This is a genomic window from Aquitalea sp. ASV11, from assembly GCF_016429185.1.
Classification (GTDB): Bacteria; Pseudomonadota; Gammaproteobacteria; order Burkholderiales; family Chromobacteriaceae; genus Aquitalea; species Aquitalea pelogenes.
Genome location: NZ_JAELUD010000078.1, coordinates 1 through 17,617, shown reverse-complemented (window position 1 = coordinate 17,617; position 17,617 = coordinate 1). Strand labels below are relative to the sequence as shown.

At 62.5% G+C, this 17,617-nt stretch carries 17 protein-coding genes; 1 reads left to right on the top strand and 16 read right to left on the bottom strand.

Annotation, left to right across the window (positions count from 1 at the left end):
- From tssK to tssB, 8 genes are all read right to left on the bottom strand, one after another.
- The coding region (gene tssK / locus JHD62_RS18465) for a type VI secretion system baseplate subunit TssK (protein ID WP_199104130.1) at positions 1-957 on the bottom strand (957 nt) is incomplete at its 3' end.
- Between the two features lie 12 nt (positions 958-969).
- A complete protein-coding gene (tssE, locus tag JHD62_RS18460; RefSeq protein WP_199104129.1) occupies positions 970-1,473 on the bottom strand; it encodes a type VI secretion system baseplate subunit TssE in 504 nt (167 codons plus the stop codon).
- A complete protein-coding gene (tssJ, locus tag JHD62_RS18455; RefSeq protein WP_199104128.1) occupies positions 1,470-2,138 on the bottom strand; it encodes a type VI secretion system lipoprotein TssJ in 669 nt (222 codons plus the stop codon). Before tssJ ends, tssE begins: the two co-directional genes overlap by 4 nt.
- Entirely contained in the window at positions 2,131-3,129 is a 999-nt protein-coding gene (tssG, locus tag JHD62_RS18450) for a type VI secretion system baseplate subunit TssG (RefSeq protein ID WP_199104127.1), read from the bottom strand. The genes tssJ and tssG overlap by 8 nt, the downstream gene beginning before the upstream one ends.
- Positions 3,108-4,871, bottom strand: a complete 1,764-nt coding sequence (gene tssF / locus JHD62_RS18445; RefSeq protein WP_199104126.1) for a type VI secretion system baseplate subunit TssF — start codon at positions 4,869-4,871, stop codon at positions 3,108-3,110. Before tssF ends, tssG begins: the two co-directional genes overlap by 22 nt.
- Positions 4,872-4,887: 16 nt before the next feature.
- Positions 4,888-6,456: a type VI secretion system protein TssA gene (tssA, locus tag JHD62_RS18440; RefSeq protein ID WP_199104125.1), complete on the bottom strand. Its 1,569-nt coding sequence runs from the start codon at positions 6,454-6,456 to the stop codon at positions 4,888-4,890.
- Between the two features lie 93 nt (positions 6,457-6,549).
- Positions 6,550-8,091 (bottom strand): type VI secretion system contractile sheath large subunit, encoded by a 1,542-nt coding sequence (gene tssC / locus JHD62_RS18435; RefSeq protein WP_199104124.1) that lies wholly within the window; start codon positions 8,089-8,091, stop codon positions 6,550-6,552.
- Between the two features lie 27 nt (positions 8,092-8,118).
- Complete coding sequence (gene tssB, locus JHD62_RS18430) at positions 8,119-8,625, bottom strand: type VI secretion system contractile sheath small subunit (RefSeq protein ID WP_062791198.1); 507 nt, start codon at positions 8,623-8,625, stop codon at positions 8,119-8,121.
- Positions 8,626-8,916: 291 nt separating this feature from the next.
- Here tssB and JHD62_RS18425 point away from each other — a divergent pair, with 291 nt between their 5' ends.
- Positions 8,917-9,057 carry a hypothetical protein gene (locus tag JHD62_RS18425; protein WP_199104123.1) on the top strand — a complete coding sequence of 47 codons (141 nt, stop codon included), beginning with the start codon at positions 8,917-8,919 and terminating at the stop codon, positions 9,055-9,057.
- A gap of 71 nt (positions 9,058-9,128) precedes the next feature.
- On the opposite strand, the gene JHD62_RS18420 is transcribed toward JHD62_RS18425, so the two are convergent.
- The 8 genes from JHD62_RS18420 to ptsP form a co-directional block, all read right to left on the bottom strand.
- Positions 9,129-10,436: an FAD-binding oxidoreductase gene (locus JHD62_RS18420; RefSeq protein WP_199104122.1), complete on the bottom strand. Its 1,308-nt coding sequence runs from the start codon at positions 10,434-10,436 to the stop codon at positions 9,129-9,131.
- A gap of 32 nt (positions 10,437-10,468) precedes the next feature.
- Complete coding sequence (locus JHD62_RS18415) at positions 10,469-11,059, bottom strand: helix-turn-helix domain-containing protein (RefSeq protein WP_199104121.1); 591 nt, start codon at positions 11,057-11,059, stop codon at positions 10,469-10,471.
- 152 nt (positions 11,060-11,211) lie between these two features.
- A complete protein-coding gene (locus JHD62_RS18410) occupies positions 11,212-11,571 on the bottom strand; it encodes a translation initiation factor Sui1 (RefSeq protein WP_199104120.1) in 360 nt (119 codons plus the stop codon).
- Between the two features lie 207 nt (positions 11,572-11,778).
- Positions 11,779-11,937 carry a hypothetical protein gene (locus JHD62_RS18405; protein ID WP_199104119.1) on the bottom strand — a complete coding sequence of 53 codons (159 nt, stop codon included), beginning with the start codon at positions 11,935-11,937 and terminating at the stop codon, positions 11,779-11,781.
- Positions 11,938-12,226: 289 nt separating this feature from the next.
- Positions 12,227-12,460, bottom strand: coding sequence for a hypothetical protein (locus tag JHD62_RS18400; protein ID WP_199104118.1), 234 nt, complete (start codon positions 12,458-12,460; stop codon positions 12,227-12,229).
- 405 nt (positions 12,461-12,865) lie between these two features.
- Positions 12,866-14,581 (bottom strand): PTS fructose transporter subunit IIBC, encoded by a 1,716-nt coding sequence (locus JHD62_RS18395; protein ID WP_199104117.1) that lies wholly within the window; start codon positions 14,579-14,581, stop codon positions 12,866-12,868.
- Positions 14,582-14,782: 201 nt separating this feature from the next.
- Positions 14,783-15,739, bottom strand: a complete 957-nt coding sequence (pfkB, locus tag JHD62_RS18390; RefSeq protein ID WP_199104116.1) for a 1-phosphofructokinase — start codon at positions 15,737-15,739, stop codon at positions 14,783-14,785.
- Positions 15,736-17,617, bottom strand: a 1,882-nt coding sequence (ptsP, locus tag JHD62_RS18385) for a phosphoenolpyruvate--protein phosphotransferase (protein WP_199104115.1), incomplete at its 5' end; no start/stop codon positions are given. The genes pfkB and ptsP, both read right to left, overlap by 4 nt.

Sequence of the window (17,617 nt, the reverse complement as noted above, 5' to 3'; positions counted from 1 at the left end):
GGTGGGAATCACCGTGTCCAGCAGGGTGCGGATCAGCTGTTCCAGTTGCTGGAATACCCTGCCCAGCTGGAGGTGGTCGTAAGCGGGGATGTCGGTCAACTGCTGTTCCAGGGCAAAGGTGCTGAGCATGCCGGCCAGCCGCGTCAGGCAAAGATAGGCGGCATAGGGCGGGCAGCTGTCCAGCGCGGGCAGCATGCGCAGCTCCGGCCAGCTTTGCGCCAGGCTGTGCATCAGCCACAGCAGGCTGAGGTCGGACAGCAGATAGTCGGCGGCTTGCCGGGTGCGTTCACGGCGCTGTTGTTGCAGGCTGTGCTGCCTGGCCAGCAGCAGCTCGGCCAGCAATTGCAGGCGCTGTTGCAGCAAGGGGGAGGCACTGCAGCACAGCAAGGGCGGGATAAAGCCGGCGTCCTGCTCGAAACGGCCTTGTGCATTGCGTTGCAGCCGTGCCAGCGGCAGCTTGCTCATGCCATCCAGCGCTTCGCCGTCAAATTTCAGCAGCAGGTTGAGCTGTTCGACGGCCAGTTCGTCTTCCTGCTCGCCCATGTGGTCTGGCACCTGGGTAAACTGCTGCCGGTAGCGGCGCGGGGTTTCTTCCGGCCTCACCTCGCCCTGATGCAGGTTATTGCCCAGCGGGTTGAGCAGTGGCAGCGTCAACCACAGTGTCACGCTGTCGGTGGTGTGGCTGAGGGTATCCAGATGACGGGCCGCAGGCGGCTGACCGCTGATGCGGGTATCGAAGGCCGTTCCGTCGGGAAACCTGCCTGCCAGCTGTTGCAGCCGGACCTGGCCCTGTTCCAGAGCCAATGGGTCCAGCGCCAGCGTGCTCAAGCCCCAGGGAAAGGGGCTGGCCAGTGCCGCCAGTTGCTGTTGCTGCCAGGCGTGCTGTGCTTCTTGTTGCTGGAATAACTGTGGCAAGAGCAGGATGCCTTCATGCCATAGGGGTTTGTGAATGCGCAAGCTGGATATCCTTCACGTTGAGCGGGGTGTGCGGTTTGCCAGGTATGGCAGGGGCGTGGCCTGGCGTGCTGGTGCTTTCTGTTCGGCGGCCCCCAGCAACTGCAGGCGCACCGCATGGTCGGGCGTGAAATAACTGCCAAAGCGCACCAGGCCGCTTTGCTTGAGATGACAGATCAGCTCATAGCCCAGTACATCGTCTTGGGCATTGGCCAGCAGCTGGATGTCAATGTGGGCCAGGCGTGGCTCGTAGCGCAGCAAGGTGCTGGCAATGTGTTGCCGCAGCAGGTGCGCACTGGCCGGTAAGTGGCGGTAAATCATGGCGAGGTCAGGCAAGCCGTAATCCGGCAGGTGCTTGATTGCGCCTTGCCTGCTGTTGAGAATCACCCGGATGTTGTCCATCACGCTGAACAGGTGCTGGCTGTTTTCATCCCAGGCGTGCAGGCTGCTGCCGTCCTGAAAATTACCCAGCAACTTTTCGTAGAGCGACGGCCCGCTATGGCGCTGTCGAGTATTCATTTGCCACTCCTTGCTGGCACAGCGGGGGCACTGGCCGTTGCTGCAGGTGTTATGGTTTTCTGCGCTGACGGGGTGGCCGGTGTTTGCGGCTGCGGTGCGGCTGGCGGGTCCGGCGGGTGTGGCAGCCAGGTGATGAGGATCTGGTTATCCAGCAGTTCCAGACGGGCTGCTTTCTGGTTATCCAGCTCCTTGGCTGACATGCTGACGCGCCAGATAGCCGGTGGTACGGGCTGGCGGAATAGCGCCACCACGGCGATCTGGCTGGTGTTGGGTTCTACTGCCGCATTGAGGCTGACACTTGCGCCGGGGCGGAGCAGCAGGTCGTGGCGTGCCAGCATTTCATCGCCCAATGTCTCCCGGTCCTGGCTCAGCAGCTGTTCATAGCTGGCACGGGCAAAGGCCTTGCCGTCGCGCAGCTGATAGACCCGCACTACCACCGAGAGGGCATGCCCGCGCTCATCCGGATTGATGGCTTCGCGCGCGGTGAAGTCCAGTTTCAGTGTGGTCAGCTTGGGATAAAACACGGCCGAAACCATTTGCTGGCTACCGTTTTTCAGTGCTTGCCAGGCTCCGCAGCCGGTGAGGGGGAGCAGCAGGCAAAACAGAAGGGTAATGCGCAGGCGCATGCGGAAAGTCTCCGGCAAAAGGGTGGATAGGTCAGGCATGCAGCATTCCCAGAGGAATGTCGGCCAGCTGGCCGGGTGTGGCATTGGCTGGTGCTGGCAGATGGGCGGCGCGGCCCAGCCGGTGGCTGTGGCGGCTTAGCCGGGTGGCGGGCCAGGCGGCAGTGGGCAGGCTGGCAAACAAGGCCAGATCCCAGCGCAGGCCCAGATAGGCGCGCAGTACCTGGCACAGGTCGTCATGGGTTTGCTGCCCTGCTTGCAGGTGGCCAAGTTCGGCACTGTGTTGCAGGTGCAGGGTGAGTTTGACGGTGCGCTGCACGTCCCGCAGCCGTGCACCCAGTAACACCGTGCCGCGGTGCAGGCGGGTGCCCCGGCCTAGCCGCCCGGCGCCCAGCAGCACCTTGCGCGGGTAATGCGGCTGCACGCTGCCTGTCGTGTCGGGCAGCACATGTTGCACGGCAGCCAGCAGGCCATGTGCGGTGCGGGTGCGCTGACTGAGCGGGCCGAGCAAGGCCAGCCAGCGAGCAGGGCTCAGCCCGGTTTGCTGACCGGGCAAGGCGCGTCCCGCCAGACCCAGCAAGGCTTGCGACAGGCGGTCCTGTCCACCGGGGCGAAAGCCTGCCGGGTAGTGGTATTTGCGCCAGATGGCGTAATAGCGGGTGATGATGCGGTGATGGAACAGGTCGAGAAAGTCGGTGAGCGCTTCGTGGCCTTCGCGACGGGTGACCTGGTCGTTGCCGATGTGCTGCGGCAGCACGCCATCCACACCGGTCAGACCAAGAAAGCGGGTGTAGACCGCAGGGACGGGTTGCGGTGTATCGCTGTATGGCTCTGGCTGATAGTGCAGCTCGGACACCGGAAAGCCATAAGCCGGGTGTGAACGGAATCTGACGGGTTCTGTCGCGACACTGTCCGAGCCCGCCAGGGTGCAAGGCGGGTCGCTGGCCAGTTCCATCAGTTGGCAGAAGCGGTAGAAATTGAACTGGTCAGCCTGCGGCAGCATGGCCTGAATCAGAGGGGTGGGCGCTGACATGTGCGATCCTCCCACTGCATGGTGCGGCCGCTTGGCTGAACCAGTACCCGCAAGCGGGTAAACAGGTTCAGATCGGCATAGCTCGCGAGAAAATGATCCAGCAAAGTGGCAAACAGGTAGAGGTCGCCCTCGCCGGTAAAACCGGTCTGGTCCAGGGTGATGTCGATGGCGACACCCTGCATGACGCAGCCTTGCTCCACCTTGCGCACCAGTTGATGGGAGACATCGACAATGGCTTGCAGACGACGGCGGTTCAGTGGGTCGTCGGTCCAGTCGTACAGTGCCAGCGTGCCGCGCAGGGTTTCGGCATTCAGCAAGGACAGGTAGTTGCTGGCCAGATGGGACAGCACGCGCCACTGGAAGCGGTCTTCACGTGGCGGCTGGCAAGGCAGGCTGTAAGGCAGCAGATGATGGACTGCGGCAACGGCACTGCGATGTTGGCGCAGTATCACGCGCTGGGTCTGACGCAGGGCCTGGCGTGGCAGCATGCCATTGGTGCCGGTCAGTTTCAGCGACAGGGTTTCCGGTTCCAGCTCGGTTTGTTCCTGCCATTGATGGCCTCCCAGCATCAGCCAGCTATCGTAATGACCACTGGCGCTCTGGCGGCTATGAGTGTGGTAGTAGCGTTCCGGGGCTTCGTGGCGCAGCATGCCGCCGCGGTGGCGAAAGCTGCGAAACGGCAGGTAGTCATGACGTTGCCCGCTGTGGTGATCGAAGGCTTGCACGCTGTCGACCGAGAAGGTTTCGACATGATTGCCGTCGTGCAATACCGGAATGACCCGGTAGGCCTGCTGGCGATGATCGACATGAATCGGCTCGGCTTCCACCTCGAACAGATTGATGGCCGGCACGCAATGCAGCTGGAAGGCCTGCTGGTCGAACGGCAGCCCGGACGGGAAGCGGCTGGACAAATGGATTTCGATGTCAAAGCGGCCATGCGCAGGCAGTTGAGTGGCATCCAGTCCGCACAATTCGACAAACAGGAATTTCTCCCGGAAGGCAAAGTATTCCATCAGCAGCGGGTAGCCGCCGTGAGCCGTTGGCGGTCTGGGCCACAGGGTGTCGTCGCTGGCAAAGCCGCTTTGCCGGAGTGACAGTGCGGTACTGATCACCACATCCTCGCCGCTGGCTTTCAATACCAGCCTGACACCTGGCTGGGTCAGTGCGTGCAGCAGGGCAAAGGCGATGGGCGGGTCGGCGTTGAGAAACAGTGGCAGGGTGGATAGGTCCAGACTGTCGCGATTGGCCTGGGCTTCCAGTTCCAGCCCCATGCGAATCAGTTGGCTGCCATCATCGCCTTCTTCCAGTCTGGCCAGCTGCAGTTGCAGCGGCAGCAGTTGCAAGTCGCGGGTGGTGCGGTACTGGCACACGCTGACCGCTTCGCCAGGCGTGCTGCTCAGCAGACTGGTGCCGGCAGGCAGTTGCTCGGCTTGCTGCAGCACACCTTTGCTGGTGCGAAACGCCATCACCGTGAGTGCCGGAATCATGCGCAAGTAATGCGGCCACAGCAGGCCGACCAGGTTTTCGGTCAGCTCCGGTACATCGTCGTCGAGCTTTTGCTGCAACTTGCCCATCAGAAAGGCAAAGCCTTCCAGCAGGCGTTCGACCATGGGGTCGGGGTGGCCGACATTGTCCAGGTTCAGCAGGGCGGCCTGATCGGGATGGGCCTGGGCAAATGCCTTGCCGGCTTCGCGCAGGTAGCGCATTTCGGCTGCGTAGTAATGCAGGGTCTGGTCGTTCATGACTGGCAAGCCCGGTTCATTGGCTGGAGAGCAGCGCGGTGCGCAAGGGGTTGAGCAGGCTCATGTCCTGCTGCAGGCGTTGCATTTGTCCATGCAGGGTTTGCTTGTCGACATCCTTGCGTCGCCCGCGCTGGCGTAGCAGTTGCAGATGGCTGGCCTTGATGTCGAAGACCAGCTCCGGGTCCCAGCGGCAGATATCCTGGCTGCACAGCTCTTGTTCCAGGCCGCTGACAATGCCCAGTGCAATATCTGCCCGGCCACAGGACTCTGCCAGCTGGGCCGTCAACAGCAGTTGCTGCGCCTGTTGGCGCAGGCCCTGTGTGCGGGGCAGGGCTTGCAGCCAGCCCAGTGCGGCTTCCAGTCCCTGCTGTTCGGCCAGCAGCCGGGCTTGTTGTCCGATGTCCGTGAGATCGATGCTGGTGACGGAAATCAGCGGTGAGGCCAGCTCTTTGTCGCTGCCGCTGAGGTCGTAGACCACGGCCTGGCTGGCCAGCCATTCCAGTGTGTTGTCGTCGGCAAACGGGCTGCCATCGGCAAAGCATAATTGTTCGATACCGCACAGGCGGTGACGCATCAGCGCAATATCGCTGAGTGCGATGTCGCGCCAGTGCTGATGTGACTCACCCAACTGGCCCAGCGCCTGCCAGGCCAGGTATTGCAGGTCCAGCCAGAAGTGATTGGCGGCTTCCAGAAATGCTGAGTCGGCTTTTTCCAGCAGGGCATGCCATTGCTTTTGCAATAGCAGGCGGGTGAGTGTCTGGCGCAGTTCGGGCCGGGGCGCGGGCAGGCGGGTGCGCTGCTGGCCATCATGTGGCGGGGGCTGGGCAATGCTGTCCCAGCGCACGACGCGCGCCAGCCGAAAGGCGGCAAACGCGCCTTGCGGCTGCTGTCGCAGATAGCCGCACATGGCACGCAATTGTTCCAGCAGCATCTGATTGGACTCAATGACGTGCAGGCCTGCCTGATGACTGTCTTGCCCTGTTGTCGGTGGAGAAGTGGCGTCAAGCGGGCTGTCGCTGGCGGTGCTGGCCAGCATGCTGCGCAGTCCGGCCCAGGCATCGTCCAGCACGATGCCATGCTCTGCCCATTGCCCGGTCAGTGTGTTCAGATGTTGCTGCAGCGCCTGGCGTAGCGACTGGGCTGGCGCATCCAGGCTCTGCAGCCAGTCCAGCACCTTGCTGCTGCCAAGCCAGCCCAGAATGGCATTGCGGGCTGCCGGACGTGTCGGGTACAAGGCTTGGCCATAGTGCTGGGTGAGTGCGCAGAGCAATTCCAACCCCTGGTACAGGCCGTTCCAGCCATGCTGGCGCATCCAGGCATAAACCAGATATACCGCCGGGCGCAGGTCCTTGCCTTGTTGCAGCAGTACCCGGCAATCCTGTTCCAGTGCCACACAATCCAGCCCGCTCAGCCGTGACAGATTGTCCTTGAGTTGCAGGAAAACCTCATGCTGCCCGACGTCTTCACCGCAGGGCTTGTCTGCCTGGCACGGCTGTACCAGCAGGGCAAGGTCTGCTGAGGCCTCGGTCTGGGCAATGCCGGTGCTGTCCTGGCGAATCAGGCGCGTGAGCCAGTCTGGTTTCATGAAAGGTCCGGTTGATGGCAGTGGGAATGGCGGTGGGAAATGTCGCAATGGCATGGGCTTGCCCGGCACAAGACCGGGCAAGCCGGTGCGTGCTTAGCTGTTTTTTGCCTTGGGCATTTGCGATACCAGCGACAGGCTGATGTCCATGCCCTCCACCTGGAAGTGCGGCACGATGAACAGCTTGATCTTGAAGAAGCCCGGGTTATCGTCGATGTCCTCCACCACGACGCGTGCTTCGCGCAGCGGGTGGGATGCCTGCAGCTCGTCGGCCGGGTCGGTCATCTCGGTCACCAGATTCTTGATCCAGCTGTTGAGCTCCAGCTCCAGCACCCGGCGGTCCTTGGTGGTACCGATGTTTTCGCGCTGGATCAGCTTCAGGTAATGGGCAATGCGCGACAGCAGGAAGATGTAGGGCAGGCGGGCATTGATGCGACTGTTGGCGGTGGCTTCCCGGGTTTCGTAAAGCGCCGGTTTCTGTACCGAGTTGGCAGAGAAGAAGCAGGCGTAATCACGGTTCTTGTAGAAGGACAGCGGGGTGAAACCGAGGTTGGCGAATTCAAACTCGCGGGTTTCGGGAATCAGCACTTCGGTGGGAATCTTGATCTGGTTGCCGGTGCCCAGGTCGTACAGGTGGATGGGCAGGTCTTCCACCAGCCCGCCAGCTTGCGGACCGCGGATTTGTACGCACCAGCCATTGTGAATGAAGCTGCGCACCATGTTGGCGGCAAAGGCAAAGGAGGCATTGGCCCACAGGTAGCGCTGGTGGTCTGGTCCTTTTACCTGTTCGCAGTAGTTGAAGCTGCGTACCGGTACGGTGTCCGGCCCGTAGGGCAGGCGGGCCAGGAAGCGCGGCAGGGTAAGGCCGACATAGCGGGCATCGTCGGTATCGCGGAAGCTTTTCCACTTGATGTATTCGGCGCGGTCAAAATAGTTGGCCACATCCTGGATGGCGGCCACTTCTTCCATGCTGTCCTTGCCGAAAAAGGCGGCACCCACCGAGGCGATGAACGGCATGTGGGCAGCGGCGGATACCTTGGAGACATTGCGCAGCAGGGCAATGTCCTGCGGGCCGCGGTCGAATTCGTAGTCGGCGATGATGGCACCGATGGGTTCGCCACCGGGGGTATCGTATTCCTGGATGTAGGTGTGGCGGTACAGGCCGCTTTGAATCACTTCCGGGCTGTCGTCGAAGTCCTGGCGCAGGGCTTCCTTGGAGGCATCCAGCAATTCGATCTTGATGTTCTTGCGAAAATCGGTGCGGTCCACCAGAAATTTCAGGCCGCGCCAGGCCGATTCGGTGCGCTGGAAGTCCGGGTGATGCAGCACGGCATCCAGCTGGCGACTGATCTGGGCATCAATGCGGTCGATATGGTAGTCAAGCAGGCTCTTGTCCAGCCGGTCTACCTTGAGGGCGGATTCCTGCACCAGTTTGAGAAAGACATTGACGGCCACGGTGATGCGTTCATCAAGGCTGGCCTCGGACAGGGCATCCTGATTGCGGAAGACTTCCACTGCGGGTGCGTGGCTGACCGGGGTCAGGTTGATGCGACTGCACAGTGCACCGTACACGCCGCCATCTGTCGCGGTGTCGACATCCAGTACCGCGCTGTTGCTGGGCTGGCTGGTATTTTCCATGTGTTTTCCTTGGGTGATCCGTAGTGGTCAGGCTTGGGGGGCATCCAGTGGGGCGATGTGTTCCAGCTCGGCGCGCAGGCTGCGGGACAGCTGCTCGTCTTTCATGATTTTTTCCAGCTCGCGCCGGAAGGCTGCGTTGTCCAGCAGATTGGATTTCAGGTCGCGCAGCAGATTGCGCATGGCCAGCAAGGCGGCCAGTTCGGGAATCTGGCGCACTACCTGCTCGGGGTGAAAGTCACGCAGGCTGTTGAAGTCCAGCGTGACTGGCAGTTCCGACCCATCACCCGCCAGGGTGTTTTCCACACCCAGACGCAGGGTGGGGTGGTAGTCGGCCAGCACGGAATCGAAGTTGTTCTTGTCGATGCGATGTCTGGTTTTTTCGGCCAGAGGGGTGCCATCGTCGCGTTGGCTGAAGTCGCCCAGCACCAACAGCTTGAGCGGGAGCTCCAGCTTTTTGCGGGCACCGCCGGTGTGCAGGTCGAGCGTGATATTGACGCGTGCGGGAGGGACTTCTTTCTGGAAACTGTCAGCCATGGTTGCTTGCTCCGTAGTGGTGTGCTGCAGGTAGCGCAGCCATTCTGTGTGCTGTACTTTCTGCAAGTTTTTGATGTTTAAAGATTTTTATTGTTTCAAAAACCATATTGCATGGTGTTTTTTCATTCAATAGTCATTTGTTGTGTTCTGAAAATGCGGATTGGGTTGAGGCAAAAATCCATCTGATGACGGAAGAATGAGAGGGACGACTCAGAGAATGACTAATGCCTTAAGCGGAGCCTGAGGGAATGAGCAGGCTGCCGGGAGGCGTGGTGATGCCGATGGGTATGCATGCCTCGGCTATTGCCGGGTAATCTGACTCGATCGGCTTTGCTGGAGGTCGGGGTGATTGCCGTGCTGCTGTTGCGGCTGGTGATGTGGATGGTCAACCGTTTGTGCGGCGGGCATCAGGCAGGCAGCGTCTGGCGCTGAAAGCAGCAATGTTCAGGTTTGAGCACGAGATGGCCCCTGACGGGGCCATCAGGTGGTGCAGGGCAGACGGGTCAGTAACTCAGGCCGGGGATGGCGTAGTCGCGCAGGCGGTAATAGAGCATGCCGGCAGCCTGCAAGGGCACACGCAGCAGCGGCCCGCCGGGGAAGGCCGGGTTGGACAGGCGCATGAAGTGCTGCAGCAGATGCTCGTCGCCCAGAATGGCATTGGCCAGTACCCGTCCGGCTGCGCAGGTGGGCACCACGCCATGGCCAGAGAAACCCTGTGCCCAGTACACATTCCCCTTGCGACCGAAGTCCGGGGTGCGTGGCACCGTGATGTCGATATGGCCGCCCCAGGTGTGGGTGATGCGGTAAGGGGCCAGTTGCGGAAACACCCGCAGCAGGTCGGCACGCATGCTGGCGGTAAGATTGGCCGGTGTGCGACCGGAGTAGGTGCATTTGCCGCCGAACAGCAGGCTGCGATCCGCTGTCAGGCGGAAGTAATCCAGGATGAACTGGTTGTCCGACACCGCCATATTGCTGGGCAGCAGTTGCTGGGCAACTTCTTCCGGCAAGGGTTCGGTGGCAATCATATAGGTGCCGACCGGCATCACTTTGGCGGCCAGTGTCGGGTCCAGCCGGTCGATATAGGCATTGGTGGCCAGCACCAGCTTGCGGCAGCGGATACGCCCCTGCGGCGTGTGTACCACGCAGCCATCGCCCTGCGTGGTATAGGAGAGGGCGCGGGTTAGCTCGAAGATTCTCACCCCCTTTTCCTCGGCGGCGCGGGCCAGTCCCAGAATGTATTTGAGTGGATGGAAATGGCCGCCTTCGTGGTCAATCAGCCCGGCGACATAGCGTTCCGAGCCAACATGTTGCGGCAGGTCCTTGCGTGGCACGAACTCCAGCGCTTCATAGCCATAATGCCGTGCCGCATGTTCCTGCCACTCCGACAGCAGCCTGATGCGCTGCCATAGCACCGATGTCCACAAATGGCCTTCTGCCAGTTCGCAGTCGATGTGGTGATGGCTGATCTTGTGACGGATGTCGGCGGCGGCACTGCGCAGCAGCTGCCAGATTTCCTGCGCTGCTTCCAGCCCCAGCGCGGCTTCAATCGGGGGCATATCACAGGAAAACCCCAGGATGATCTGCCCGCCATTACGTCCGCTTGCCGCCCAGCCCACCCGGCTGGCCTCGATCACGGCTACATTGACGCCGGCATCGGCCAGATTGTGTGCGGTATACAGGCCAGTAAAGCCCGCGCCCACCACCAGTACATCCACATCCATATCCTGGGTCAGCGCCGGGCGCTCGATTTGCTGGGCGGTGCTGGTGGCGGCATACCAGCTGGGCGGATAGTGGCGGGCGGATTCAAACATGGTGTCTCCTTGCTGTGATTGACGGCCGCGCTTCAGGCGCTGACGGTGTATGCCCATACCACCTGGGATTCTTCATGACCGGGGTTGCAATAGCGGTGTGGCCGGCTGCTGTTGAAGCTGAAGCTGTCGCCCGCTGCCAGCAGGTGGCATTGTTCGTCCACCCATAGCTCCAGGCTGCCGCACAGCACCATGCCACCCTGATCGCCGCCATGGCTGAGGGTTTGCGGGCCGGAACTGGCACCGGGGGCAAAGCGGGTGAGCATCAGTTGCAAGCCACCGGCAAAGCCGGGCGAGAGCAGGGCGTCACTGACGCCTTCGGCGTAGTGCAGTACCGGGCGATGTGCCTGGCGTACCACCAGCCCGCGCTCATGCGCCGGGGCCTGGCAGAAGAACACGCCATAGGGCACGGCCAGGGCGGTGGCCAGCTTGTTGAGGTCGGATACGCTGGGCTGGCTTTTGCCGCGCTCCAGCTGGGAGAGAAAGCCGATGGAGCGGCCGGTGGCGCTGCTCAATTGCTGCAAGGACAGTTTGCGCAGCTTGCGCAACTGGCGGATTTGTTCACCCAGCCAGGCCGGGTCGGGCTGGCTGCTGTCCTTGAGTGGGGTATCTGTGATTGCTGTCATGCCTGCCAGCATACGCAGACAGATTGAAGTTTGGTGAAAAAAATGAATTAAATTTTCACAATGTAAAAATTGTTGTTGTATTTTTTCAGCAAGACCAATGGCGCTGGCAGAGGCATTGGCTCACGAAATACCGCTCGCTGGGCTTGCCGAGTTCAGCCGCCCGCACGTTTTACCGTGAAGCCCTGCTTTTGCAGAGTGCTGATGACAGTGGCGACATGATCTCCCTGGATTTCGATGCAGCCATCCTTCACCGTCCCGCCGCTGCCGCAGGCGTTTTTCAGCTGCTTGCCCAAGGCACTCAGGCCGGCAGCATCGCGCAGCACGCCTTTTACCACGGTGACGGTCTTGCCGCCACGGCCCTTGTTTTCCCGGCTGACACGCACGATGCCATCACCACTGGGCAGGGTGGATTGCTGGCAGATACAGGCATCAAGCGGCTGGCGGCAGCCGGGGCACATGCGGCCATGTTCGGTGGAGTAAACCAGGCCGCCGGAAGAAGATTTCGATTTCATGGGTAAGTGCAGGCTGACAGGGCAGCCGGCAGTCTAGCGCCAAACCGGCTGCAAGACGATGGCTATGCACAGGGCAGTGCAGCCAGCATGGGCCGCAAGGTGGAAAAAGCACAATGTGCGATACGGCGCAGCAGGGTCTCCACCGGTACGGACAAGCACGTGGTACTGCGGTCGGCGGTGATGGATGTCGACCATGCGGCGTGCTGATCAGGCGTAGGTATTGATGCGGCCATCCGGTGTGGTTGGCACCTCCGGGGTCGTGGGCACTGCGGCTGGTGTTGCCGTGCCGGGGGCGGGGCTGCCAGCCGTTGTCGCCGGGGTCAGTGGCGGATAGGTGACTGGCTGTGGCGTGGTGACGGTAATCATGCGGGGTAACCTGACGGTGTAAAACAGCTAACCATGCAGAGGGTCTGGCGTGCCAGCAAGCCTTTGCTGCCGACTTTTGCCTTTATTTACCCGGTGCAGACCGGTCCGGCAGTCGATGAGACAAAAAAATTGCCAACCCGCAACGGGGTTGGCCTGAGAGTAAAGCCGAGAGAAACAACGGAACAAGAGACAGCCCGGCACCAGAGCTGGTATGGCTGTCATTGTCGCTGCTGTCTGTGACAGTGGCTTGACGCGGCGATGAAAAAACGGCGACACCGCAACAGCCGGGTCAGGGCTTGGTTGGTGCGTCCTGTTCCTGCAGTTGCTGCAGTTCTGCCCGGCTGATGTCCAGCCCCAGCATGGCGGTGAGGGTGATGAACAGGCCGCCGAACATATCGGGAGCCATATTCACCAGTTTGGCGCGTGCCTCGTCCACACTGAGCGGGCACTTGCTCGCAAGCAGTTCGGCCACCGCCTGCCGCATGGTCGGGGGCCGGGTGAGCTGTCTGCCGTGCTCGTCCATGCTGTTGCTGGGGAGTTGCAGGGTCCGGTCGTCGAAACGGGTGTAGCTCAGGTCAAAGCCATACGGAAACAGCGGCTGTATCTGGCGCTTGTCTTAATAGTGGTAGCTGACGAACAAGCCTTCGCCATACAGGTGGCGGCCATTTTCGCCGGGCTAGTGCAGATAGGCCGGGGTTTCGTATTGGGCAGGGTGTTGGTGAGCTTGCCGCTGGGGGTGTGATGGTCAGACAGCGCGATGGTGGCATGGCCGATGTCCTGACCGACAAAGAAACATTCTGGAAACGTCGGGTTTTATGGCGGAATTTTCAAAACGCAGGACAAAAAAATAGCCAACCCGCAATGGAGTTGGCCCGAGAGGGTAATCGTCAGGCGGGCGGCAGGTCTGCGCTGCCGGCCCGCTCAAGGCTTACTGTGCCAGCGGTTTTTTCAGTACGCGCAGCATCACGGCGGTCAGCACCGTACCCACCACCAGTGCCACCAGGTAGGAACCCAGATTGGTCACCGCGTTGGGGATGGGCAGCACGAACACGCCACCGTGCGGTACTTTCAGTTCCACGCCCATGGCCATGGAGATGGCACCGGTCACGGCCGAGCCCACCATCAGCGACGGAATCACGCGCAGCGGGTCGCGGGCGGCAAACGGAATGGCACCTTCACTGATGAAGGAAATACCCAGCACGCCAGCGGCCTTGCCTGCTTCGCGTTCGTCGGCGGTAAAGCGGTCGGCGAACAGCTTGGTGGCCAGGGCAATGCCCAGCGGCGGGGTCATGCCGGCAGCCATGACGGCTGCCATCGGGGTGTAGACCTGGCTGGCAATCAGGCCGGTGGCAAAGGCATAGGCTGCCTTGTTCACCGGGCCGCCCATGTCAAAGGCCATCATCGCGCCAAGAATGGCACCCAGCAGCAAGGCGCTACTGCCCTGCATGCTCTTGAGCGCATCGGTCAGCATGGCCAGCAGGCCGGCTACCGGGGTGCCGATGACGTAGATCATCAACAGGCCCACCAGCAGGGAACCCAGTACCGGCAAGATCAGCACCGGCTTCAGGCCATCCAGGTTACGACCCAGCTGGATTTTCTTGTTGAGGAAATCAGTGCCGTAACCGGCAATGAAACCGGCGGCAATGCCACCCAGAAAACCAGAACCGAGGCTGGCGGCCAGCATGCCACCCACCATGCCGGGGGCAATGCCCGGACGGTTGGCGATGGAGTAGGAAATGTAACCGGCCAGAATCGGCACCATCAGCGCAAAGGCGGATTTGGCACCAATCTGGAACAAGGCCCAGGCCAGCGTGCCCTTGTGCGCGTCGTCAAAGGCGTAAATGCCGCCCAGGGCAAAAGCCAGCGCAATCATGATGCCGCCCGCAGTGACAAAGGGCAGCATGAAGGACACACCGGTCATCAGGTGTTTGTAAGCGCCGCTGCGCTGCTCGCTCTGGGTGCTGCTGGTGGAAGCGGCACTGGCGGCCGTCTGGCTGCTGGCTGCCTGGCTGGCACCGTGCGGCTGGGCTTCGGCAATGGCGCGGCGCACCAGGTTTTCACCATCGTTGATGGCCGGTTTGGTGCCGCTGGAGAACAAACGCTTGCCGACAAAGCGCGACAGGTCCACCTGGGTGTCGGCGGCAATGATCACCACATCGGCCAGACGGATTTCATCTGCCGTCAGCGTGTCTTGTGCACCGACCGAACCCTGGGTTTCCACGCGGATGCTGTGGCCCAGTTTCTGCGCAGCCTGGCTCAGGCCTTCGGCCGCCATGAAGGTGTGGGCAATGCCGGTGGGGCAGGAGGTGATGCCGACAATGCGCAGCGCGCTGCTGGCAGTCTGGGCGTTCAGGCTGGCCTTGAGCTGGCCTTCGGCATCGGCCAGCACCGCTTCCAGCGAGCTGAGCAGGGTGTGGCTGTTGGCAAAGCGCACGTCTTGTGCCGCGATTTCGCCAATCAGCAGCACGGCATCGGCGTCGGCAATGGCGCTGGCGCTCAGCGGCTGTTGCACGCCTTGTGCGGTGTGGATTTCTACATCGATCTTGTGTTTCAGCCGGGTAGCCGCCTGGCGCAGCGCTTCGCCAGCCAGCATGGACTGGGTGCTGCGATCGGGAGCTGCAATCACTGCCAGCAGGTTTGCCATTGTCTATCTCCTAGTTTTATCTGCCTGTTGTTGTTGCTTTGCTGATGATCTGCTGCGTGGCGGGGATGGGTGAGCGTTGCCCGCCCGCAGCATGATGGTTTAGAGCCGCTGCCAAACAACCTGATGCGGCGTCGTACTGCTTGTACTGCCTGCGTCGGCGCGCCTTGGCTCAGGAACGCTGCGCTACGTTGTTAACCGCTCTTACTGCAAGTGCTGCACTTCCACTTGCCGTGCCAGTTGTTCCACCTGGCCGCGTTCCGGCAGGTGCGGGCCGATGCGCGCCAGCTTGGCGGTGGCAAAGGCCACGGCCAGCCGGGCGCGGTCTTCACCGGCCAGGCGCTGGTGGCGGGCGGCGCTGAGGCCGGCCACCAGTGCATCACCGGCACCCACGGTGCTCAGCGGGTTCTGTACCGGCAGGCGGGCCAGCAAGGCCGGGCCGTCGTCCAGCACAAACAGCGCGCCTTCTTCACCCAGCGATACCACTACCTCGGCCACACCGGCCTGTTGCAACTGGCGGGCGCAGGCCAGCACGTCTTGCAGGGTGGGCAGCGCACGGCCAGCCCACTGTTCCAGTTCGTGGCGGTTGGGCTTGATGCAGTCGGGCAGGCTGGCACGTGGCGCGGCCAGTGCGGCGGCCAGTGCGGCACCGCTGCTGTCCAGCAACACATGCGCGCCCCATTGGCGCAGCTTGCCGATCAGTACCGGCAGCCGTTCCGGCTCCAGTCCTTGCGGCAGGCTGCCGGCCAGCACGATCTGGCTGCCCGGATTGACGTCTGCCGCCAGCAGGGTCAGCAGGCGTTCCCATTGCACCTCGCCTACGGTCAGGCCCGGCAGGTTGATGTCGGTGGTGCTGGCATTGGCCTGATCGGACAGTTTGATGTTGACGCGGGTGTCACCCGGCACGCGGATGAAGCGGTCGGCAATCCCTTTGTCCTTGAACAGCGCCTCAAACGCTTCGCTGTTATTGCGTCCCAGCAGGCCGGTGGCCAGCACCGGCAAGCCCCAGTCGGCCAGACAGCTGGCTACGTTCACGCCCTTGCCTCCGGCATTGCTGGTGCTGGACAGCGCCAGATTGACGCTACCGGGCTGAAAATCCTGCACGCACACCGTCTGGTCGATGGCCGGGTTCAGGGTGATGGTGATCAGCGGGCCATTCATGACAGCAGGCTCTGCAGGGCGCGTACTTCTTCGGCGCTATCGCAATCCAGAGCCTGCTGCGCCAGGTCGGCCAGCTTGGCAAAGTCGCTGCCACGCAGGCGGGCCTTGACGCTGGCGATGTCACGCGGGCTCATCGACAGTTCGTTCACGCCCAGACCGGTAAGCAGGGCGGCACCGAACGGGTCGCCGGCAATGCCACCGCACACTCCCACCCAGCGGCCATGCTGGGCGGCACCTTGTACGGTCTGGTGGATCAGGCGCAGTACTGCCGGGTGCAGGCTGTCGGCCTCGGCGGCCAGTTCCGGGTGCTGACGGTCGATGGCCAGTGCGTACTGGGTGAGGTCGTTGGTGCCGATGGAGAAGAAGTCCACATGCTCGGCCAGCTTGTCGGCCAGCGTGGCGGCGGCGGGTACTTCCACCATGATGCCGATCGGCACCACCGGGGCGTTCAGCTCGCGGCGGATGCCTTCACACAGGCCCTTCAGGCGGGTGATTTCCTTCAGCGAGGTAATCATCGGGAACATGATGGACAGCGGCTGGCCACCACGGGCGGCGCGGTACAGCGCACGCAGCTGCGGTTCCAGCAGGTCGCGGCGGCGCAGCAGCAGACGGGCACCACGCATGCCGAGGAAGGGGTTTTCCTCGTGCGGCAGGTTGAGGTAGGGCACTTGCTTGTCGCCGCCGATATCCAGCGTGCGCACGATCAGCGGACGGCCTTCCAGTGCCTGCAGCATGGCCTGGTAGGTAGCGAACTGTTCTTCTTCGTCCGGGCTGTCGTCACGTTCCAGGAACAGGAATTCGGTACGCATCAGGCCCACGCCTTCGGCACCGGCGGCAATGGCGGCGGCCACCTGGTCCGGGCGGTTGACGTTGGCGGCCACTTCCACGCTGTGGCCGTCACGGGTCTGGGCCGGCAGGCTGCGTTCGGCTTCCTCGCGCTCCTTGCGCAGCTGCTGTTGTGCCATCCAGTCGCGGGCGGATTTCAGGTCGGCTTCGCCCGGGTTCAGATAGAGGCGGCCAGCCTGGCCATCCAGAATGGCCGCCGTGCCATTGGCCACGCCAAGCAGGCCGGGGCCACCGGCTACCAGCGCGGGCAGGCCGAGGGTACGGGCCAGAATGGCGGTATGGGAAGTCGGGCCGCCCTGGGCGGTGGCCAGACCAATCACCTTGTTGGTATCCAGCCCGGCGGTGTCGGACGGCGACAGATCGCTGGCCAGCAGAATGCAGTTATCCGGCAGGTCGGACAGGGTGGTGGCTTGCAGGCTGGGGTCGATCTTGCCCAGCACGCGGCGGCCCACATCGCGCAGGTCGGCAGCACGGGCGGCCAGCAGCTGGTTGCCAAGGGCTGCCAGACGGTCGGCCAGTCGCTCCACCGCCTGATGCCAGGACCAGGCCACGCCGTGGCCTTCCACCATCAGCTGGCAGGACAGGGTGATCAGGTCGGTATCGCTCAGCAGTTCGGCCTGGGCCTTGAAAATGGCGGCTTCGGCATTACCCAGGCGCTGGGCGGTGTCTTCGGCCAGCTTGGCCAGTTCGGCGCGGGTATCTGCCAGTGCGGCATGCAGTTTGTCACCGGCTTCGGCCAGGGCCAGCGGGTGATCGGGAATGGCGGGCAGGCCGTGGGTCAGCACATGCACCTGACCGATGGCCAGGCCGGGGCTGGCGCTGATGCCGGCCACTTCCAGCGGGTGGCCCGGCGGCTGCCAGTTGTTTTCGCTACGCTGGGCCTGGGCTTTTTGCGCGGCCAGTGCGGCGTCGGTTTGTTCCTGCGCGGTCAGGCGGGTCATCACCCCTTGCAGGGCTTGCAGCAGGGCGGCGGCATCGCTGCCTTCGGCGGATACCACCAGCCGGTCACCGCGTTGCAGGCCCAGTTGCAGC

Bases quoted from the DNA above. Each gene is read 5' to 3' on its own strand.
- tssF (WP_199104126.1), bottom strand. From the start codon at position 4,871: ATGAACGACCAGACCCTGCATTACTACGCAGCCGAAATGCGCTACCTG.
- tssG (WP_199104127.1), bottom strand. From the start codon at position 3,129: ATGTCAGCGCCCACCCCTCTGATTCAGGCCATGCTGCCGCAGGCTGAC.
- JHD62_RS18415 (WP_199104121.1), bottom strand. From the start codon at position 11,059: ATGACAGCAATCACAGATACCCCACTCAAGGACAGCAGCCAGCCCGAC.
- tssB (WP_062791198.1), bottom strand. From the start codon at position 8,625: ATGGCTGACAGTTTCCAGAAAGAAGTCCCTCCCGCACGCGTCAATATC.
- tssE (WP_199104129.1), bottom strand. From the start codon at position 1,473: ATGAATACTCGACAGCGCCATAGCGGGCCGTCGCTCTACGAAAAGTTG.
- JHD62_RS18425 (WP_199104123.1), top strand. From the start codon at position 8,917: ATGCCTCGGCTATTGCCGGGTAATCTGACTCGATCGGCTTTGCTGGAG.
- tssC (WP_199104124.1), bottom strand. From the start codon at position 8,091: ATGGAAAATACCAGCCAGCCCAGCAACAGCGCGGTACTGGATGTCGAC.
- JHD62_RS18395 (WP_199104117.1), bottom strand. From the start codon at position 14,581: ATGGCAAACCTGCTGGCAGTGATTGCAGCTCCCGATCGCAGCACCCAG.
- JHD62_RS18405 (WP_199104119.1), bottom strand. From the start codon at position 11,937: ATGATTACCGTCACCACGCCACAGCCAGTCACCTATCCGCCACTGACC.
- tssA (WP_199104125.1), bottom strand. From the start codon at position 6,456: ATGAAACCAGACTGGCTCACGCGCCTGATTCGCCAGGACAGCACCGGC.
- pfkB (WP_199104116.1), bottom strand. From the start codon at position 15,739: ATGAATGGCCCGCTGATCACCATCACCCTGAACCCGGCCATCGACCAG.
- JHD62_RS18410 (WP_199104120.1), bottom strand. From the start codon at position 11,571: ATGAAATCGAAATCTTCTTCCGGCGGCCTGGTTTACTCCACCGAACAT.
- JHD62_RS18420 (WP_199104122.1), bottom strand. From the start codon at position 10,436: ATGTTTGAATCCGCCCGCCACTATCCGCCCAGCTGGTATGCCGCCACC.
- JHD62_RS18400 (WP_199104118.1), bottom strand. From the start codon at position 12,460: ATGGACGAGCACGGCAGACAGCTCACCCGGCCCCCGACCATGCGGCAG.
- tssJ (WP_199104128.1), bottom strand. From the start codon at position 2,138: ATGCCTGACCTATCCACCCTTTTGCCGGAGACTTTCCGCATGCGCCTG.